The organism is Acinetobacter thutiue (assembly GCF_030385805.1).
Classification (GTDB): domain Bacteria; phylum Pseudomonadota; class Gammaproteobacteria; order Pseudomonadales; family Moraxellaceae; genus Acinetobacter; species Acinetobacter corruptisaponis.
This window is the reverse complement of record NZ_JAUDZE010000001.1, coordinates 1,104,378-1,124,904: the sequence shown is the minus strand read 5'-3', so window position 1 is coordinate 1,124,904 and position 20,527 is coordinate 1,104,378. Positions and strand designations below refer to the sequence as shown.

Below are 20,527 nucleotides of genomic sequence, written 5' to 3'. Positions count from 1 at the left end.
TATTTTTTAGAGGCTTAATATTTATGAAGTTATTTAAATCTTTGTGGTTTTGGCTGGTTACCATCGCCATTATCCTGATTTTAATTGTCTTTTTAACTAAAAAGGGCAAGCAGAATCCATCAGAGCAGGCACAGCAGAGTCAGGTAGCGACGGCTGAACAGGCACAATTGTCTGATCAAAATGCCCAATATTTCCCATTACAGAGTTATCGGGTCGGACCTTATGCGGCAGGGGGAACGGGGTTCTTTGGTGGCTTTATTGATTATCTCAAAGCTGTGAATGCCAAAGGTGGGGTGAATGGGGTCAAACTGGTCTGGTCTGAGTGCGAAACTGAGTATGTGGTGGAAAAAGGGGTGGAGTGTTATGAACGTTTGAAAAAAGGTTTAAATGGTGCGCCAGCGGCAGCGACCAATCCACTCTCTGTGGGCATTGCCTATGCGACTTTAGAGCGCTCAACCAAGGATAAATTGCCGTTGATTACCATTAATCATGGTCGGACCGATTCTACTGATGGGCGAGTTTTCCCTTATGTGTTTCCGTTACAGTTGAATCCGTATAGTGAAGTGTCTGCGATCATCAATTATCTTGGACAGCAAAGTGGCGGTATCGACAAACTCAAGGGCAAGAAAATTGTGGTGCTGTATCATGGTTCACCTTATGGTAAAGAAACCATTCCTGTTATTGATATTTTATCGAAAAAATATGGGTTTGAGGTAACGCATATTGAAGTGCCACATCCTGGTAATGAGCAACAATCACAATGGTTGAAGATTAGACAAATTCAGCCTGACTGGGTGATTCTACGTGGTTGGGGTGTCATGAATCCTGTGGCGTTAAAGACTGCGCAAAAAGTTGGCTATCCAACTGATAAAATCATTGGCAATATCTGGTCAAACTCTGAAGAGGATGCAGCGCCAGCAGGCAATGCGGCAAATGGTTTTATTTCCATCACCACGCATCCATCGGGTACAGATTTCCCTGTATTACAAGAGATCAAAACTCTGGTACTGGACAAGGGTCAGTCTGATTTAGCCGATAAAAATCGTTTTGGTACTGTTTATTATAACCTTGGGGTGGTCAATGGCATCCTGAATGTGGAAGCAGTACGTGTTGCACAGGAAAAGTTTGGTAAACGTCCATTGACTGGGGAGGAGGTACGCTGGGGCTTTGAAAATATTCATTTAACCGAACAACGTCTAAAAGAATTGGGTGCGTATGGACTGGTTCAACCATTACAACTGAGCTGTGAAGACCATGAGGGTGGTGGTGCAGTACGCTTCCAGCAATGGGATGGCAAGGCATGGAAAGTGATCAGTGACTGGGTGCAGGCAGATCGTGCTCTGTTACGTCCAATCATTGAAAAATCTTCGGAACAATATGCCAAAGAGCAAGGCATTACCATTCGTGATTGTGCCAGCGAAAGTTAATGGACTGTAGGGGCGAACTGAGTTCGCCCTGTAAAAGAGGATCATCCCATGTCGATTACAAACTGTGAAACCTTATTAAATGTCGCTGATATTGAAGTGGTCTATGAACAGAGTATTCTGGCGGTAAAACAGGTCAGCCTAAGTGTGCCACAGGGTGCCATCGTGGCGTTGTTAGGTGCAAATGGCGCAGGTAAAAGTACCACGCTCAAGGCAATATCGCAGTTAATTACTACTGAAAATGGACAAATCCAGCGTGGACAGATTGAATATCGGGGTGAATCTATTTTAGGACACAACCCTGGCGATATTGTTAAAAAGGGTCTGGTACAGGTTTTGGAGGGGCGGCATTGTTTTGCGCATCTGACTGTGGATGAAAATTTACGCACAGGTGGTTTTATCCATCATTTATCCCGTACCAGATTATCCGAGGCGCTGGAAAAGATTTATTATTATTTTCCAAGGCTTGCGGAGAAAAAACATACCTTGGCAGGATATACATCTGGGGGAGAACAGCAAATGCTGGCGATTGGTCGGGCATTAATGACCGAGCCACAACTGGTTTTGCTGGACGAACCCTCGATGGGGCTTGCACCGAAGATTAGCTATGAGATTTTTGAGTTGATTCAGCTGTTGCGCGAACAACAGGGGACGAGTTTTTTGGTGGCAGAGCAGAACATACGTTTGGCACTGCAATATACCGATTATGCCTATGTAATTGATAATGGCGAAGTCAGTGCATCAGGTCAAACACAACAACTCTATGAACAGGGCGAAATCCAGAAAGCATATCTGGGTAAAATAGCTTGAATATATCCCACTTACCTTTAATTGAATTGAAAAAAGTGCTGACAATGTTGGCACTTTTTTATGCGTGACTAAAAATAGGGTACGGGATGGGCCAATGTTGTTGTAGCAACAGCTGTTCAACAAATTACATCTAATTTATTAAATAAGAAGTGTTTTATTTTTTATTAAATATATGAAAAATAATAATAAATAATGTGGCACGATTTTAGCGTATATAGCTCATATCAGCAAATTAATTTGCCATTTACACAAAGCATCCAGGTGAGTGATTATGAGTTCCATATCTTCTATTCGTCCATTAAAGCTTGTTGCAGTATCGGGTGCGCCAAACGCCCCATCTAAAACAGAAGCACTGCTGAACACTATCCTTGCAGAGCTACAACAGCATATTCACGTTGAGGTTGAATACGTGAAGTTAAGTCAGATTGGTCATTTGCTTAATGGTGCTGCCCGTCGTGACTTGCTTGCACCTGAAGTGCAGGTCGCACTCAACCAGATTGAGGCAGCAGATGCCCTAATTGTTGCTAGCCCAGTCTATCGTGCTTCCTATACAGGTCTATTCAAGCACCTATTTGACTATATCGACCAGTTCGCTCTGGTGGATAAGCCTGTATTGTTGGCAGCAACAGGGGGGAGTGATCGTCATGCCTTGGTGATTGATCATCAATTCCGTCCATTATTTAGCTTTTTTCAGTCCAATACTTTACCGATTGGGGTGTTTGCGACAGATAAAGATTTTGAAAATTATCAGGTAGTGAACCGATTATTAATTGAAAGAATCCAGCTCGCCGTAACACGGGCAGTTCCGCAGTTTTTATTTGCCAGCAGCTTAAATCTTGATACAGCACCAGCCGATGAGGCTGAAATAAAACTCAAGCAACTTATTGCGACACAGCCACACCATGTGTTTTTAACGCATGTTCAGAATTTGGCACTGACTGCACATACAGGCTAAGCCGATTCAATAACGATATAAATTCAACAGATTTTTAAATATTAGGATAAGGAGTTTTTAAAATGACAACTGAAAATAACAGCAATCCTCAACAGATTCGTTTTGCTTATTGGGTACCGAATGTCAGTGGTGGTTTGGTGGTCAGTAACATTGAACAACGTACCGACTGGGGGATTGATTATAATCGTCGTTTGGCGCAGGCCGCTGAGAAAAGTGGCTTTGACTATGCACTGTCGCAAATACGCTTTACCGCAGGCTACGGCGCAGAGAATCAGCATGAATCCGTCTCTTTTAGTCACGCCATTCTGGCCGCGACAGAAAAGCTGAAAGTGATTGCAGCCATTTTACCTGGACCTTGGAAACCAGCCTTGGCTGCAAAACAACTGGCCACCATTGATCAGCTTACCCATGGTCGTATTGCAGTCAATATTGTGAGTGGCTGGTTTAGAGGTGAATTTGATGCTATTGGTGAGGAATGGCCAGAGCATGATGAGCGTTATGTCCGTTCTGAAGAGTTTATCCGTAGTCTAAAAGGCATCTGGACGCAGGACAATTTTAGTTTTGATGGCAAGTATTATCAGTTCAAGGATTACACCCTAAAGCCAAAACCACTACAGCAACCACATCCTGAAATTTTTCAGGGGGGAAGCTCTCGCGCAGCTCGTGACATGGCTTCGCGCGTATCGGATTGGTACTTTACCAATGGCAATACCGTTGAGGGTATTAAAGCGCAAATTGATGATATTCGTGCCAAAGCACAATCCAATGATCATCAGGTCAAGATTGGGGTAAATGCCTTTATTATTGCCCGTGATAGCGAAGAAGAGGCTCAGGCAGTGTTGCAAGAGATCATTGATAAGGCCAATCCAGAAGCAGTCAATGCCTTTGGTGATGCAACCCGTGAAGCAGGTGCAGCCAGCCCAGAGGGTGAGGGGAACTGGGCAAAATCCACCTTTGAAGACCTGGTGCAATATAACGATGGCTTTAAAACCAACTTGATTGGCACACCACAGCAGGTGGCAGAACGTATTGTGGCATTGAAAGACGTCGGTGTTGATCTGGTTCTGGCGGGCTTCCTGCACTTTATTGAGGAAGTGGAATATTTTGGTGAAAAAGTGTTGCCGTTGGTACGTGAATTAGAAGCCAGAAAAAAAGTACAACTTGAAGAAGCCGTATAAATCAATAAGAAACACACTCGTTCTATTGGATGAGTGTGGTGAGCAAATTAGGAAAGAACAAAGAATGACAAGTTTACATGATATTCCAAGTGTGACGTATAGTGCTGATTATCAGGCACTTGCCAATAAATACCGACCAATCTTTGAGCAGATTGCTCAGGGAACCGTGCAGCGTGAGCAACAGCGTATCTTGCCTTTTGAACAGATTCAATGGTTAAAACAGGCAGGTTTTGGCGCAGTCCGTATCCCTGTTGAGCACGGTGGGGATGGGGCATCTATTCCGCAGTTATTCCAGTTATTGATTGAATTATCTAAAGCAGATTCCAATGTGACACAGGCATTACGGGGGCATTTTGCTTTTGTGGAGGATCGTTTGAATGCCCAGCGTGATTCAGATCAGAGTCACTGGTTTAAACGTTTTGTCGCGGGTGAAATTGCTGGTAATGCCTGGACTGAAATTGGAACTGTGAAAATTGGTGATGTGATCACCAAAGTCACCCATCATGGCGATCAATGGCTGGTGAGTGGTCAAAAATATTACACCACAGGGAGTATTTTTGCTGAATGGTTTGATCTTTTTGCCCAGATTGAAGAAACAGGTGAACTTGTGATTGCAGCAACACGCACCCAACAAGAGGGTGTAACTATTAAAGATGATTGGGATGGTTTTGGTCAGCGTACCACTGGCAGTGGCACAACAACTTTGGTCAATGCCAGAGTTGAAGAAGTCATTCCGTTTGATACACGTTTTAAATACCAGACTGCATTCTATCAATTATTTCATTTGGCAACACTGACAGGTATCGCACAGGCGGCTGTGGAGGAGTTTAAACAGCAGGTTCGCCAGCGTACCCGTATTTTTAGTCATGGTAATGGTGATCGGGTTGATCAGGATGTGCAGGTTTTACAAGTGATTGGTAAAGCCTCTGCACAAGCTTACGCCGCTGAAGCAATTACCATTCAGGCTGCACAGGCATCACAGCGCGCCTATCAAATACATTTTGCTCAGGATGATACCCAAGCTGAAAAAGAGCTGAATATTCTGGCAGAAATTGAATCTGCACAAGGTCAAGTGGTGATTGCTGATCTGGTTTTACAATTGACCAGCAATTTATTTAATGCCTTGAGTGCATCAGCTGCAAGTTCAGAAAAATCACTGGATCGTTTCTGGCGTAACGCCCGCACAGTATCCTCCCATAATCCACTAATTTATAAGGAAAAAAGTATTGGAGATTGGGAAGTCAATGGCACAGAGCCCATCTACGCCTGGCAGATTGGGGGCGGCAGTAAAGAAACAGAACAGCTATCTTCCTCTTAAATGAGAAAAAGATCTATGCAACTCTGATATGAATAAGAGTTGCATATTTTTGAATTATTCAGTACCTCGTCGACTCACCACCAACTCACCGAGTTCAATCAATCTTGAACGTACCACATTACGGCTTAAACCCAACAATTGAGCAGTCTTGACCTGATTCTGATGGCAGTAATGATAGGCGATGCGCAATAGTTGATCTTCAAATTGAGCATATACCTTACCCTCATGCTGTTGAAACAAGCTGTGAAACACTTCTTTTAGTTTTGGATCAATGACTGGTTGAGCTGGTTTATCCTCATTCAGTTTACTCTGGTTGAGCTGAGAGGGAGACTTGAGTAGGGTGAGATCATCACTTTCAATCAAGTTGTTCTGGCAAATCAGTAGCGCATGATGAATCATATTCTCAAGTTCACGAATATTGCCTGGCCACCAGTAGCTACTCAGTTTTTTCTTGGCGGCATCTGCAAACTCAGCCTTGTCATACCCAAGTTGTGCATGATACTTGTCAATAAAATGATAGGCTAAAGGTAAAATATCACCCTTTCTTTCACGTAGCGGTTTAATATTGAGCGTGACTACGTTTAAGCGATAATATAAATCCTCACGGAATTGATCACCAATAATGGCCTGTTCCAGATTGACATTGGTGGCAGCCAGTACCCGTACATTGACAGGAATACTTTTCCGTGATCCCAAGCGTACTACTTCACGTTCTTGCAATACCCGTAACAGTTTGACCTGAATACGTTTGGATAGGTCTCCAATTTCATCCAGTAACAATGTGCCACCATTGGCGGCTTCAAACCAGCCTGCACTGCTGGAAAGTGCTCCCGTAAATGCACCTTTTTCATGCCCAAATAATTCGCTTTCCACCAGATTTTCTGAAAATGCCCCACAGTTCACTGCAATAAAGGGTTTATGGCGGCGATGGCTATGTTCATGGATTTGCCTTGCAATCAGTTCTTTCCCTGTCCCTGTTTCGCCATGAATTAACACACTGGCTTCACTTGGAGCAATTTGTTTAATGTATTCCAGTAGCTTTTTCGATTCAGGATCGTTAAAGACTTGTGCCGTAGCTTTATGGGAGTGGCTGCGTTCAGTAATGTCAGGGAGCGTAATAATATCTTGTCTCATTCAATTCAATCCTTCTCCTGCACGATGTGGTTTCGAGAGTTTAAATTGGTATTGCCTACAGTGAGGTCTGAAATATCAGATTGTGTTATGAGTAGAACGATGCTTTTGGATAAACATCATTTAAAGCCCATTGCCCAATTTCTTTAATTTTATATTCCACAGGGTCATGCAGAGTCTGTGTGCGTACATTGCGCCAGAAGCGGTCAAAACGCAAAGCGGCATGAGTGGCTCTTGCTCCAGTGACCTCAAAGATACGATTAGTAATGTCTAAACTGGCGCGTGTGGCTGCAACTTTCGCTGTTGCAACCGCAATGGCAACCTCACCACGTTGTTGCTCTGTGAGTTCTTCGGCAATGTTCCATGCCTCTTGTAGTCTGGCAATTGCATGTTGGTTAAGCAAACGCAGTGATTCCAACTGTAACCAGAACTCGCCATAGTGGCGTAAAGTGTAGGGGTCTTCATGGGCATGTTCCACACCTGACAGAAACCAGGCACGGGATTCGTGTTTGGTGTAACGCTTGGCTTCGTTTAAAGCCCCTTCAGCCACACCCAGAAACATATTGACAAATACCAGTTGGGCAATCAGCGGTCGCAGTGTTGAGAAAGGTGTGCTTAATGGACCTGGATCAAGTAACATGTCCTTGGCTTCAACCCGTACACGTTCAAAAATGGAACTGCCACTGTCGGTCTGGCGTTGGCCAATATTATCCCAGTCATGGTACAGGGTAATCCCTGAACGTGACGTCGGTACGGCCGCAATCAGCAGCTTGCTAGTATTTTCATCAACACCTGACGCGATCAGCATTTCTGAATCTAGGGCACCTGAACAAAAGCTCTTTTTCCCCGAAAATTCGTACCAGCCATCTTGATGTTTGACCACTGTGCGTGAATCCAGTGGATTGAGTGCATTGCCCCAGAACCATGATTTTTCCGCAGTCAGTTGATACCAGCGTTGCCATTGTTGCTGGTTACCAAACAGGCGTACCGTTGCCAAAAGGAGATGGTGGAAACCAAAAACATGGGCAATTGAGCTATCCGCTTGTGCAAATAACCGTACCACATTGAAAGTATCTTGCCATGTGCCAGAAAAACCACCGAATTCCTTTGGAATGGAGAGGGATAATAGACCACTTTGACGGATCAGGTCACGCTCATATTTAGGTGTGCCGCCTATTCTATCCCGTTCTACGGCGGTTTGTGCGAATTGCTGGGCGAGAAACTGAGCAACAGGTATAGCATCAGAAAGACTACATATGCGGTGGTTCTGATTTAAAACGTTCATATTGCGTTATCCTATAACTTATTGATTTTCTAAAATTCAAGATGAGGTATTGATCTATTCTGAAATGGCCTGTTTGTATAATCTGTGCATCAGGCTAACCCCGTTAGGAGTTAGCTCCCGATCATGATTGACTTAGCTGTTTTTCTGGGATGACATCGTTGGCGATCATTTCTCCAAAAGGTCCCGTCAGATTGGTTTGCCCGAACTTGGCATAGCTGGCATAGGGTTCAGGCAGGAGGGGAAAGACCAGTTCAGCAAAACGATAGGCTTCTTCTAAATGAGGATAGCCTGAAAAAATAAAACTTTCGATGCCTAAATCCGCATATTCCTGAATACGCGCTACTACAGTTGCAGGATCACCCACCAATGCAGTCCCTGCACCACCACGCACCAGACCCACTCCAGCCCAGAGATTAGGTGAGACTTCAAGCTGATCACGTCTGCCACCATGTAGGGCAGCCATACGCTTCTGTCCGACTGAGTCAAAGCGAGCAAAAGAGGCTTGTGCCTTGGCAATGGTGTCATCGGAAATATGCTCAATCAGTTGATTGGCGGCTGCCCACGCTTCTTGGTTGGTACGACGTACAATCACATGCAGGCGAATACCAAACTTGACTTCACGACCTTGCTCTGCAGCCTTGGTTCGGATCTGGGCTATTTTTTCCGCAACAGCGGCAGGTGGTTCACCCCAGGTTAGGTAGATATCGACCTGTTTGGCGGCCAGATCCTGTGCGGCATCTGAAGAACCACCAAAATAAAGCGGTGGATAAGGTTTTTGTATAGGTGGATACAGGATTTTTGCATTTTTGACGGTTAAATGTTTCCCCTCAAAATGAACGGCTTCACCTTGTAAAACGCGACGCCAGATGTGTAAAAACTCATCTGCTGCTTCATAACGTTCGGTATGACTTAAAAATAATCCATCACCTGAGTTTTCATCAGGATCACCGCCAGACACCACATTAATTAATAAACGGCCATTAGACAGGCGGTCTAGTGTGGCGGCTTGTCGTGCGGAAACTGTTGGAGAAATAATCCCAGGACGAATAGCAACCAAAAAACGTAATTTTTGGGTCAATGGTGCAAGTGCGGAAGCAACTACCCAAGAATCCTCACAGGAACGACCTGTTGGAATAAGCACACCGTAATAACCCAAATCATCCGCAGCTTGGGCAATTTGTCTTAGATATGCCAATGATACAGGTCGGGCATGCTCACTTGTGCCTAGGAAATGTCCATCGCCATGGGTAGGTAAAAACCAAAAAATATTCATGTAGCATTAACCATTTTACATCTGAGTACTCAACCCACTGCAAGCAATGTACCAAAAAATAATTAATTAAATATCAATGTGATGTGTTCTTTTGGAAGCTTTATGACCTGACGAATGATGAGTTAAATGTTGATTCACTGTTGCTGAGCCAACACTTTTTATTTCCAAGTACAACAATTGGGGAAAAGTTGTGTGGAGTGAATAAATAATTAAACCGAATATGATTAGCACTTAATCTTATTGGTATTTTTTATAGTTAAAATTTAGATTAAAACTAAATTTTTATCCTCTTTTTTATATTTAGCCTGAAAGATGAATAAATTTTATCAGTCTTATCATTTATGGGTAATGTGCTGTTATCCAGTGATCTAGGACTAAAAAAACTGGATGTACTGCATCCAATTCCACTTTGAATTTTGGAGATCATCATGGAGATCGTAAAGCATCCCGAATCTCGTCAATTGGTGCGTACCGTAAAAGCGAGTGCGTATGTATTTGAAGATCAAAATTCAAAGCGGCTTATGTCTTATATTGAGCAAATTGCTCCAAGTGAAGCGACTGTATTGATCATTGGTGAAACAGGAACAGGTAAGGAGCTGGTTGCCCGCCAGATTCATGCGCTTTCACAAAGAAAACATAAACCCTTTGTCGCAGTAAACTGTGGTGCATTGTCGGATACCTTGGCAGAAACGGAGCTGTTTGGACATGAAAAAGGTGCATTCACAGGGGCAGTGAACCAGCAAATTGGCTGGTTTGAGGCGGCTCAGGGTGGAACCATCTTCCTGGATGAAATTGGTGATTTGTCACCGAATATTCAGGTCAAGTTGCTGCGAATTTTACAGGAAAATGAAGTTGTTCGTTTGGGTTCTCGGCAAACCAAAAAGATCGATGTACGTGTGATTGCCGCGACCAATGTCCGCTTAGAAGAGGCAGTGTATGCAGGTAATTTTCGGGAAGACCTTTATTTTAGATTAAAGGTGGCATCTTTAAGCATTTTACCGCTACGTTTACGAACAGGTGATATTTTGCCTTTGGCACAACATTTTATTGATGATTATTCCAAAAGTTTAAAACGTTCATCACCCATACTCAGTGAGGAGGCCAGACAGTTGTTATGTGATTATCACTGGCCTGGTAACATTCGAGAACTGGAAAATGCCATTCATCATGCCTTATTGATTTGTAAAAATGGCGTGATCCAGAGCTATGATTTTCAGCTTTCTGGTTTTAAACATAAACTATTATCCAATGAGTATGATTTATCAATCTATCAAGGCTCAGGGCAAACTTTAAAGCAAATCCTGTTTAACTGGTTTGAGCAGGGTATAGAAGACCTCAATGAACAGCTTGAAGCAGAAATTACCGAAGCTGCTTATGAGTATTGTCATCAAAACCAACTACATACTGCAAAACTGTTGGGGGTAAGCCGTAATATTATTCGTGCCAGACTCATTAAACATGGCTTATTGTCACCCAATACACGGGTATAGACTTCCTAAGCATTTCATTGCTGAGTTATTTTTACGTTCTCCCAAGATTAGAGCACTAATCTTGGGCTTTTTTATTTAAAGATGACTTGGTCTTTAGTCGAACCATTATTTGAAAAGAAATCTTGTTTAGATCAATTTCTTATTTTTTATATAGAAACAGATTGTTTATTGAACAACACTGATTCATCAGCATATTGTGAAAAGTGTGCAATATAACGATATAATTTTAAATAAAATATATATAATTCATGTATTTATGTTTGGCATGTCTTGTGCAATTTGTAAGAACAATTATTGAAAATTGATAGGAAAACAACATGGGTCATTTAAATATCCAACAATTTGTACAAACTTTACCAGTACAGGCTGCTCATCGTATTCAAAGTGGTGAAGAAGCTATCAATATTGCCAAACAACTGGCGACGCAATTTGCTCAGGAAGCCTCTCTGCGTGATCAAAATCGTCGTTTACCCGTTGACGAGTTAAATGCTTTCTCACAAAGTGGTTTATGGAGCATCACCATTCCGAAACAGTATGGTGGGGCTGGTGTATCTTGGCGGACAGCACTTGAAGTCATCAAAACTATTTCGGCTGTTGATCCATCACTCGGGCAATTACCACAGAACCATTTAGTGATCTTGGAACATATCCGTCTGGATGGAACCGAGCAACAGAAAAAGTTCTTTTTTGATCTGGTACTCAATGGGGTGCGTTTTGGTAATGCATTCTCTGAAATTGGCAATAAGCATGTCGCAGATTTTAAAACGATTCTCAAGCCAGTGAATGACAATGCCAATCAACATGGTTTTGAGGTCAATGGCAAGAAATTTTTTGCAACAGGTGCATTATTGGCACACTGGGTACCGATTGTCACTGTAAATGACGGTGGCTTACCGCATTTGGCTTTAGTGCCTAGAGAAACAGCAGGGTTGACCATTATTAATGACTGGTCAAGTTTTGGCCAGCGCACCACCGCCAGTGGTACGGTCATTATTGAACAGGTGAAAGTGCCTGTTGAGCATGTGATTCCGATTTATCAGGCATTTGCCAACCCGACTGTGGCAGGGCCAGTATCACAAATTATTCAGGCGGCATTAGATGCAGGCATTGCACGAGGGGCAATCGAAGAAACCATTCAGTATGTTCGCCAGTATGCCCGTCCATGGATTGATGCCAATCAGGACAAGGCTACAGATGATCATTATACCATTGCAGCAATTGGCGATTTAAAAATTAAGTTACGTGCAGCAGAAGCAGTGCTGGATTTAGCCGCAGATCAAATTGAAAAAGCAAGTCAAGAACCAAGTGATGACAGCGTGGCAGAAGCATCTGTTTTGGTCGCAGAGGCAAAAGTTTTGACCACTGAAATTGCCATTCTCGCAGCCAATAAACTTTTTGAATTGGCGGGAACACGATCAACATTGGCTGAACATAATCTTGATCGTCATTGGCGTAATGCCCGTACCCATACCTTGCATGATCCAGTACGCTGGAAATACCATTTGGTTGGTAATTATTTCCTTAATGAGATTAAACCACCAAGACATCCTTGGGCATAAATGAGTTCTGGATAGAAAATTGCCTGATGATGCCAGTCATCAGGCAATTTTTTGTGTTAAAAAAATAGCCCATATAGAATGGGCTATGCATGAGGTTAAATTAAAAAGAAAAAGACTTATTTAATCCTAGAATCACTTTATTATCATGATGATCTAAGTCAGTTCCCACATAGGAAAATTTGGCAGAAAAACCATCGCCAAAGGATTTTGTGAGTGAAAGTGAATAATTAAAGAACTCTTCTAACCCCCCCACACGTTTCTGATCAAACGTATCACCAAATGCATAACCGACTTGGGGGCTAAGTATCAGATCAGGTTTAAGCTGAATGTCTGCCTGTGTGGTGACATACCATGCTGACTCATCCTGATTTTTAGGATCGGGTAAATATGCATTACGGTCAGGGGTAAAATGCACTTTGCCACTGAGTGTGGTTGGTAACGTACGAGCAATCTTATAATTTAAACCTGCATAGGCTTCAACGGTATTATATTTGCTTTGATTAGGATAATTTAAAAAATATAGGCCAGCATCAATACCCAAGTTGTCACTGAGTTTGGTTGCGTAGCCTGTATAAATATCCCATTCCACATCGCTATCAACCACACCATCGCCAGTCTTGTCGTACCATTTTACATTTGAGGCAAAACTGCCTAAATAAAAACCAGATGCATGATTGTAATCAATACTCCCCTGTACTGTTACGCCACCTGTCTGATCCAAACCACGGGCATAATAATCGCTGACAACACCGACGTTTCCAGAAACGCCAGCATGGCTCGATAGGCTGACTATCGACAATAGTAAAACAAAACCTGATTTAATTTGCAGAGTGTTGAATACGTTATAACTAAACATGATAAAATCCTGAATATAAAAGGTATTTTACATTCGCATTTTTTGTGCCAATTATAAGTATCTGTATTTTATAAAATATTTTTTAACCGATCTGATTTTAATGTGTTTTTTTTTTAATATTTGTATAACTGCTGTTGTATTTCTATAAAACCTTTAAAATATCCATCTACGTGAATCAGATTAGTCATGGGTATCTTGGCTGATCCGATTCAATTCTCACTCGATAACCATTTAAAAATAAATGTACGCTTGCTCTAATATTTTCTTCCAGTTGCGTTGCATTGGGTAAGTGAGATTCATTTCTCAATAAAAAATAGTGGCCAGAGACACAAAGCTGAATAAACTGGATTGCTGCAATGTGTATATTGGGAATGTGGTATTCAGGAAGTTGATTGAGCTTTTCCAGAAATTCCTCGATCGGGCGGCGGGACTGTTGCATCAGCTCATGAATCATGTCAGAGAGTTCTTCTATACGCTGAACTTCTGCAATGATAATTCGTGATAAACGGATATTGGTAACACTCAACCATTGCTGAGCAAGATAAACGCCGAGATCGAATAACATGGCTTCATTGATGGCTTGTGTATGAATCCAGTCAGTGACAGTTGTACGGTATTGATCAACACCTGCCTGAATAACAGCAATAAATAAATTGGTTTTGTTTTGATACTGTCGATAAATGGTGAGTTTGGACACCTGTGCCTCTTTGGCAATTCTCTCAATACTACTGCCTTGAAAGCCATATTCTAAAAAATGTTGAGTGGCAACTGCGAGCAAATGCTCATGTAAGGCTTCAGATGCCTGACGGCTTGGGCGACCTGTTAAGACCTTTTTCCCTTTGCCTGATGGGTCTGTAGATGTACTTGTCACCATAACTTCACTCATGATTTATGTTCCCTCATTAAAAATATTCGTTTATTAAAACTGATTCAGTCTGGGCTTATATCTGGGCAATGAATATCAATATGCCAATTAATTATTTTTTATTTTAAAACGATTCCTATAGTTTAAACAATAAGTAAACGGTGTCGTTCACTTAAATTGTGATTGATGCCTAACAACAATGATTTAAGTCGAAATAAAAGACTTTAGGAACACGTATGACTCTTCCGAAACGACAGATGAAGTTAGGGGCATTTCTACAAAGTGTAGGACATCATCTTGCTGCATGGCGGCATCCCGATGTGAATCCAGAAGATGCGACCAGTCTGGAACATCTTAAAAATCTGGCAAGAATTGCAGAACAAGGAAAATTTGATGCCATTTTCTTTGCCGATGGTTTGGGCTGGCCTCAGGTTCCACCGCAGCTTTTGGCAAAAGGTGCACCTGCTTATTATTGGGAACCTTTAACGGTGTTGTCTGCATTGGCTCAAGTCACCAACAACATTGGTTTAATTAGTACCATTTCGACCTCCTATTTACCACCGTTTCATTTGGCACGTTTATTTGCATCGCTGGATCATATTAGTAATGGACGAGCAGGCTGGAATCTGGTGACATCGGGTACTGATTTTGAGGCTAAAAACTTTAATCTCGATACCCAAACTGGGCATCAGGAACGTTATCTGCGTGCCAGAGAATATGTCGATGTGGTCAAAGGGCTATGGGATAGTCTGGATGATGATGCCTATTTATTTGATCAAGATTCTGGGGATTTCTTTGATCCTGAAAAAATCCATTATCTGAATCATAAAGGCAAATATTTCTCAGTGGCAGGTCCATTGCAATCGGCACGTCCTGTACAGGGTTATCCAGTCATTGTACAGGCGGGTTCTTCAGAAGATGGTCGCCATTTGGCAGCCGAAACTGCGGAAATTGTATTTACCGCACAACAGTCACTTGAGGGCGCGCAGGCTTTTTATCAGGATATTAAACAACGGGCACAAGCCTTTGGACGAACACCTGACAGCATTAAGGTGATGCCAGGCATTATGCCAATTGTAGGCAAAACGCTTGCCGAGGCGCAGGAAAAATTTGAACAGTTACAGTCCTTGATTGATCCAACCATTGGCATTGGTTTGCTTTCAGGATTTTTAGGCAATATCGATTTATCCAAATATTCATTGGATGATCCTGTTCCAGATTTTCCTGTAACCGAGGGTTGGCAAAGCCGACAACAATTATTGATTGATCTGGCACGTCAGGAAAATCTAACCATTCGCCAACTGTATAAACGGGTTGCAGGGGCGAGAGGACACAAGATTGTAGTGGGAACAGCCGCACAAATTGCCGATGAACTGGAACATTGGTTTAACCACAGCGCAGCCGATGGATTTAATATTCTTGCACCAACATTCCCACAGGGCTTGTCTGGGTTTGTTGAACAGGTCATTCCAGAATTACAGGCACGTGGTCTTTTCCGAGAGGAATATGAGGGCAATACCTTACGTGAGCATTTAGGTTTGGCACGTCCACGGAGTCACTATCATGACACAGTCTGATCTTTCGATTTCCAAAGTGGATGTGGCAACACCGACAGTGAGCCATACACATGCAACGGGCACAGATTATTTATTTGGTCGTAAAAGTACGGTGTGGGTCTTTGGTTTATTGTGCTTACTCATGGTGTTTGATTTTGCAGATCGGATGATCATCGCCAGTATCTTGCCCTATATTCAACAGGAATGGAAAATTAGTGATGCACAGGCAGGCTTACTGAGTTCCATTTTAACCTTGGGCATGGTGTTATTCGCTTTTCCAATTTCTATTTTTATTGATCGCTGGAGTCGGATCAAGACGGCCAGTTTGATGGGCGTTTTTTGGGGAATTGCATCGGCAGCAGGGGCATTTACACAAGGGTTTTCACAATTAGTCCTGTCTCGTTTTTTTGTCGGTGCAGGGGAAGCTGCTTATGCACCTGCTTCCTATGCATGGATTAGTGCCGCATTTCCACGCCGCCGTTTACAATTGGCATTAGGCTTATTTTCTGCCAGTCAACCCATTGGGATGGCATTGGGGATTGCTTTGGGTGGTTATATTGCCCAGCACTATGGTTGGCGCCATGCTCTGGGATTCCTGGCGATTCCTGGTATTGTGATTGCTATCTTGCTGTATCGTGGTCGGGATTATAAAACCTTTACCCATCAACACAGTTTGTCTGAAACCGATCAACAGACTCAGCCTACTTCTTCAGAAAAAGCCAAACAGCATTGGGATGCGGTCAAGCAAAGCTGGAGATTGATTCGTCGTACACCATCCTTAATTCTGACCTATCTCGCGATTGCAATGGTGACCTTGCAGTGGATTCCGATGGTGTTTTTCCTGCCGAGTTATTTACATCGTATTCACCATATTGAATTGTCTCAGGCTTCCCTGATGACCAGTTGCATTTTATTGATTGGAATTGTGACCTTGCCACTCGGGGGCTGGGTAATGGATACGCTTTCAAGTAAATATCAAAAAGCCAAGCTCTATGTTTCTTTGGCTGGCTATAGCCTTGCTACCTTATTTTATGGCATTGCTTTTGCGTTGCTTACTGATCTGGTTTGGCAATTTAGCCTGATTATTCTGGCTGGTGCATTACTCAGTTTTTGTAGTCCTGCACCTTTAAGTCTGACTCAGGAACTCGTGCCACCCTCAGCACGTGCATTGTCTGGTACAAGTTCTGTGATGACGATTCACTTATTAGGTTCCATCCCAGGTCCTTTTATTGCAGGTTTGGTCTCCGATGCATTTGGAATCTCAACCGCATTAACTGTTGTTCCTGTCATCAGTGGTGTACTTGCCATTATTTTACTGGGCTTTGCCGCGCATTTTTATAGTCGGGATGTTTCTCGCGTTCAGTTCTCTCATTTGGAGGCGGATACCCGATGAAGCGTTTTCTAGTTCTCATGATTTCTAATCATTTGTTCAAAAAAGGCATCACATTACAGCGATGTCGATGAACAACTGATTCTTTAGAAATTCATTTTTCGTAATTTTTTCATCTTGGTAAAAGCCCAGATTGCTTACTTCCAGAGCAGTGAGGCAGGGCTAACTTTTTTAAATTATGGGGTATGCCATGACACAATATGATTCACCTACTCAAATCAGACGATTAAAACCAACACATCGTTTTGTCTTGAGCAGTCTTGCTGTTGCCATCACAGCCATTTCTTCAAATCTCTACGCACAAGAGACAGAAACTTAACCATCTAGTGTGGCAGCACAAAATGTTCAAGTGAAAGAGGATGTTTTGGGCAATCAACATGGCATGTTACCCCAAAATTCGATTTAACCACAGGCTTACGTTTTACTTCGGAACGTAAAACAGGAGAGGTTGACCAAAATACCATTACTCCTGAAAGCTATGCAACATGGAGCCCTTTATTTCAGGAATATCATTCAGGTGAGCTAAAACGTACAGATAATAGTGTGGCTGGGTTAATCACGGCAAGTTATCAATTTAATCCACAGGTACTTGGTTTTGCTACGGTTTCAACAGGTGAAAAATCGGGTGGATTTAATGTCAATAGCGTGGCTTCACCTGCATCTTTATTGGGGAATAAAGTCTTAAATATTGACCCTGAAAAAGCCAAGAATCTTGAACTGGGTTTAAAAACATCATGGCTGGATAATCGTGTTTTTGCCAATGTCAATCTGTTCCTGACCAAGATTGAAGATTATCAGGCAGTTACCAATGAATCCTATAATAATCAATATATTCCATTATTGACCAATGTCGGAGACCTCACCAGTAAAGGGATTGAACTGGATTTAAAAGCACAGTTAAATCGTCAATTTTCGGTCAATTTCAATGCAGCTTATACCGATGCCACATTTGATAATGGAACTGCGCCGACCCCATTTGAAACCTTTAATGGCGTAGGTGGAACAGCCGATAGTGGTTATGGCAAAGGCTACCGTGATATTTCGGGGAATCGCGTCAATGGTGCGCCGAAATGGACAGCCAATATTTCCCTGCAACATCAGCATTCTGTTTTTGCCAATGCCCAACATTATAGTTTGCTGAATTATGGCTGGCGCTCTGAAACTTATGCGGATGTCAATAACTCGATTTATTCCAGAATACCAGATTATGGGGTGCTTAATCTAAGTACAGGTATTCGTATTCCGCATGGACAGAATGAAATTGATATTTCACTCTGGGCAAAGAATGCGTTGGATAAACATTATTTCTTGGGATTGGTCAATTCTGGCAATGGGGTATATGCAGGTTCGGCAGCACAACCGAGAACAGTGGGAGCAAGTTTGAAATATAGTTTTTAATTGACTTGGTTTAGTTTAAATATGAGGCTGTGTCTAAGGTTAATAGAGCAGCCTTTGTTTTTTTAGATGTTGTAAAAACAACACTGATTTTAAAAAATGATGGAATATAAACAATAACTCAATTTTATTTTTAATTAAGTATTTGAAAAATATAAATAATAAAGGTTGGCATAAAAGCTGCTCAATACAAGTGATATGAAATTGGAAATATCCTAAGGAATACCTATGTCACTTGTTGTCGATAAAAAAGAAAATTCTAAAGAATTTGTAAAAAGTACACTGTCTGAAATTTGGGTCACTCGATGTCCAGTCCCGACTGCAACAGGAATCTCATTAAAGCGTGGGACGTTGATTGAAAAGTTTGAGCGACATGGAATTGATGTTGCCGTATTACAGGATGCTCGTAAGGGATTATCCGTCCATCACTTTGACCATCAACTGCCTGCCTTGTTCCGTGAGGGAGGGAATGTTCCCGCTTTGGCAGCACGTTCTGAGGGTGCACCGAGTCGCCTGATTGGCTTGACCTGGATTGATGAATGGCAAGTGATTATCGTTCGTCCAGATTCTGAGATCAGCCAGCCAGAACACCTTAAAAATGTCAAAGTGGCTTTACCTGAATATGCCGATAAACGTGCTGGCAGTATTTTTAGAGCCATGTCATTACAAGGTATTCGTGGTGCCTTGCAACTTGCAAATTTAACATTCCGTGATGTTGATTTTGTTGAAGTCCCTGAGCGTGCTGAATCTAAACAAGATCGTGATGCCAGTGCCTATTGGTCAGGGCTAGATGCCTTGATTACAGGCGAAGTAGATGCCGTGTATGTCAAAGGTGCATCTGCTGTTGAAGCTGCCACCAAACGCGGTCTAAAAGTTGGGATTGATCTGGATCAATTTGCCGATGTGACTTCGCGTGTAAACAACGGCACGCCTCGTCCGATCACCGTACATGAAGATTTATTGAAAGATTACTTTGATGTGGTGGTTGATTTTCTGGAAGAGCTGTTTGATACCGCAGATTGGGCACAGGATCATTTGGATGAAGTGCTGGTGATTCTTGAAGATGAAACCATTGCGGGTGCTGAAAGTGTGGCGACGGCTTATCGCAATAATTTCCATAAATCGTTACATCCATCATTAAGCGAAGAACGTTTAGAACTTTTAAGACAACAAAAAGATTTCCTTTGGTTACACGGTTTTCTTGAGCGTGATGTCGATATTGAGACATGGGTCGATCATCGTCCTTTGCTCGAAGTTTTAAAACGCCGCCAAAACAAACAATTTTAAGAGGATATTGATCATGACTACACTTATTCAAACCCCACTTTCTGCTGAGCTGACTGATTTTATTGAACTCAACCGTGAAAAGGCTGAGTTTGCCTTTGATGTGTTCCGTGAAACAGGCACGATTACGGCAAATGGCACAGTTAATTTTGTTGAGCGTGCCCCTGAAAATACTTTGGTAACATTTAACTATGCTGGTCCCTGGTCTCGAGACAAGAAAAGCAAAGTCGTTGTAGAGACAGTCGATGGCGAAGTTTTATTGGGACGAAAAGGTGCAGGCGGTCGCTATAACAAGCTTTTCCGTGAGCATGCGGATGTCACCACAATTTCTCATGTCCATGCACCGAATTTAGGTGCCTGGGCACAAACACATCGTACCTTACCGATTCGTTATGTTCCTGTGCAGCGTTTCCATTTATTTAAAGAGTTGCCGATTTATATTGACCGCCGTCAGGCAGAAGTCGATTTCATTTTAGATCAACTGAATATTGATATTGAATATCGTGCCATTTTGGAAGCGAATGGTGGGGCAACGGTTTGGGGCCGCCAAGGATTACAGGAAACGGCTGAGTTTATTTTACTGCTTGAAGAGGGCGCGCAGATCCAGCTTTTGGCTGAATTGGTGGGTGGTAGTCGTGAATATGGAAAAGGGGTTTTACAGCAACAATGGCGAATGAGTGGATTGACCGATAAAGCGAAGTCGCTTGGATTACTTCCTCTTCACTAGAAACACGATTCGATAATAAATATAGAGAACA

At 42.4% G+C, this 20,527-nt stretch carries 16 protein-coding genes and 1 pseudogene; 12 read left to right on the top strand and 5 right to left on the bottom strand.

The features are described 5' to 3' along the window. Window positions 1-23 precede the first annotated feature (23 nt). The 5 genes from QTA56_RS05540 to QTA56_RS05520 all read left to right on the top strand — a co-directional run bounded on the left by QTA56_RS05540 (window position 24) and on the right by QTA56_RS05520 (window position 5,685). Window positions 24-1,427, top strand: a complete 1,404-nt coding sequence (locus tag QTA56_RS05540; protein ID WP_267979940.1) for an ABC transporter substrate-binding protein — start codon at window positions 24-26, stop codon at window positions 1,425-1,427. Window positions 1,428-1,475: 48 nt separating this feature from the next. Continuing rightward, complete coding sequence (locus QTA56_RS05535; protein WP_267979939.1) at window positions 1,476-2,234, top strand: ABC transporter ATP-binding protein; 759 nt, start codon at window positions 1,476-1,478, stop codon at window positions 2,232-2,234. A 271-nt stretch (window positions 2,235-2,505) separates the two neighbouring features. Beyond that, window positions 2,506-3,189: an FMN reductase gene (gene msuE / locus QTA56_RS05530; protein ID WP_267979938.1), complete on the top strand. Its 684-nt coding sequence runs from the start codon at window positions 2,506-2,508 to the stop codon at window positions 3,187-3,189. A gap of 62 nt (window positions 3,190-3,251) precedes the next feature. Next, complete coding sequence (gene sfnG, locus QTA56_RS05525) at window positions 3,252-4,367, top strand: dimethylsulfone monooxygenase SfnG (RefSeq protein ID WP_267979937.1); 1,116 nt, start codon at window positions 3,252-3,254, stop codon at window positions 4,365-4,367. Between the two features lie 64 nt (window positions 4,368-4,431). Further along, window positions 4,432-5,685, top strand: a complete 1,254-nt coding sequence (locus tag QTA56_RS05520; RefSeq protein ID WP_267979936.1) for an acyl-CoA dehydrogenase family protein — start codon at window positions 4,432-4,434, stop codon at window positions 5,683-5,685. A 54-nt stretch (window positions 5,686-5,739) separates the two neighbouring features. Here QTA56_RS05520 and QTA56_RS05515 read toward each other — a convergent pair whose 3' ends face one another. From QTA56_RS05515 to ssuD, 3 genes are all read right to left on the bottom strand, one after another. Further along, complete coding sequence (locus QTA56_RS05515) at window positions 5,740-6,819, bottom strand: sigma-54 interaction domain-containing protein (RefSeq protein WP_267979934.1); 1,080 nt, start codon at window positions 6,817-6,819, stop codon at window positions 5,740-5,742. A gap of 85 nt (window positions 6,820-6,904) precedes the next feature. Beyond that, a complete protein-coding gene (locus tag QTA56_RS05510) occupies window positions 6,905-8,101 on the bottom strand; it encodes an acyl-CoA dehydrogenase family protein (protein WP_267979933.1) in 1,197 nt (398 codons plus the stop codon). 121 nt (window positions 8,102-8,222) lie between these two features. After that, window positions 8,223-9,374 carry an FMNH2-dependent alkanesulfonate monooxygenase gene (gene ssuD / locus QTA56_RS05505; protein ID WP_267979931.1) on the bottom strand — a complete coding sequence of 384 codons (1,152 nt, stop codon included), beginning with the start codon at window positions 9,372-9,374 and terminating at the stop codon, window positions 8,223-8,225. A 428-nt stretch (window positions 9,375-9,802) separates the two neighbouring features. Between ssuD and QTA56_RS05500 the strand changes: the two genes are divergently transcribed. Both QTA56_RS05500 and QTA56_RS05495 read left to right on the top strand, forming a co-directional pair. Next, the gene (locus QTA56_RS05500; protein WP_267979929.1) at window positions 9,803-10,864 is read left to right on the top strand and encodes a sigma-54 interaction domain-containing protein; all 1,062 of its coding nucleotides are present in this window, start codon (window positions 9,803-9,805) and stop codon (window positions 10,862-10,864) included. A 317-nt stretch (window positions 10,865-11,181) separates the two neighbouring features. After that, window positions 11,182-12,423: an SfnB family sulfur acquisition oxidoreductase gene (locus QTA56_RS05495; protein ID WP_267979928.1), complete on the top strand. Its 1,242-nt coding sequence runs from the start codon at window positions 11,182-11,184 to the stop codon at window positions 12,421-12,423. Window positions 12,424-12,523: 100 nt separating this feature from the next. Here QTA56_RS05495 and QTA56_RS05490 read toward each other — a convergent pair whose 3' ends face one another. Both QTA56_RS05490 and QTA56_RS05485 read right to left on the bottom strand, forming a co-directional pair. After that, window positions 12,524-13,279 (bottom strand): TorF family putative porin, encoded by a 756-nt coding sequence (locus tag QTA56_RS05490; RefSeq protein WP_267979926.1) that lies wholly within the window; start codon window positions 13,277-13,279, stop codon window positions 12,524-12,526. Between the two features lie 184 nt (window positions 13,280-13,463). After that, on the bottom strand, window positions 13,464-14,165 hold the full coding sequence (locus QTA56_RS05485; RefSeq protein ID WP_267979925.1) for a TetR/AcrR family transcriptional regulator: 702 nt from the start codon (window positions 14,163-14,165) through the stop codon (window positions 13,464-13,466). A gap of 215 nt (window positions 14,166-14,380) precedes the next feature. Here QTA56_RS05485 and QTA56_RS05480 point away from each other — a divergent pair, with 215 nt between their 5' ends. From QTA56_RS05480 to QTA56_RS05460, 5 genes and pseudogenes are all read left to right on the top strand, one after another. After that, window positions 14,381-15,721, top strand: a complete 1,341-nt coding sequence (locus QTA56_RS05480; RefSeq protein WP_267979924.1) for an LLM class flavin-dependent oxidoreductase — start codon at window positions 14,381-14,383, stop codon at window positions 15,719-15,721. Next, window positions 15,708-17,093, top strand: coding sequence for an MFS transporter (locus QTA56_RS05475; protein ID WP_267979923.1), 1,386 nt, complete (start codon window positions 15,708-15,710; stop codon window positions 17,091-17,093). Before QTA56_RS05480 ends, QTA56_RS05475 begins: the two co-directional genes overlap by 14 nt. A 372-nt stretch (window positions 17,094-17,465) precedes the next feature. Continuing rightward, window positions 17,466-18,488 (top strand): annotated as a pseudogene (locus QTA56_RS05470) (TonB-dependent receptor); the annotation flags it as partial. 225 nt (window positions 18,489-18,713) lie between these two features. Beyond that, window positions 18,714-19,772 carry an ABC transporter substrate-binding protein gene (locus QTA56_RS05465; protein WP_267979922.1) on the top strand — a complete coding sequence of 353 codons (1,059 nt, stop codon included), beginning with the start codon at window positions 18,714-18,716 and terminating at the stop codon, window positions 19,770-19,772. Between the two features lie 13 nt (window positions 19,773-19,785). Continuing rightward, on the top strand, window positions 19,786-20,496 hold the full coding sequence (locus QTA56_RS05460; RefSeq protein ID WP_267979921.1) for a class II aldolase/adducin family protein: 711 nt from the start codon (window positions 19,786-19,788) through the stop codon (window positions 20,494-20,496). Window positions 20,497-20,527: the final 31 nt, after the last annotated feature.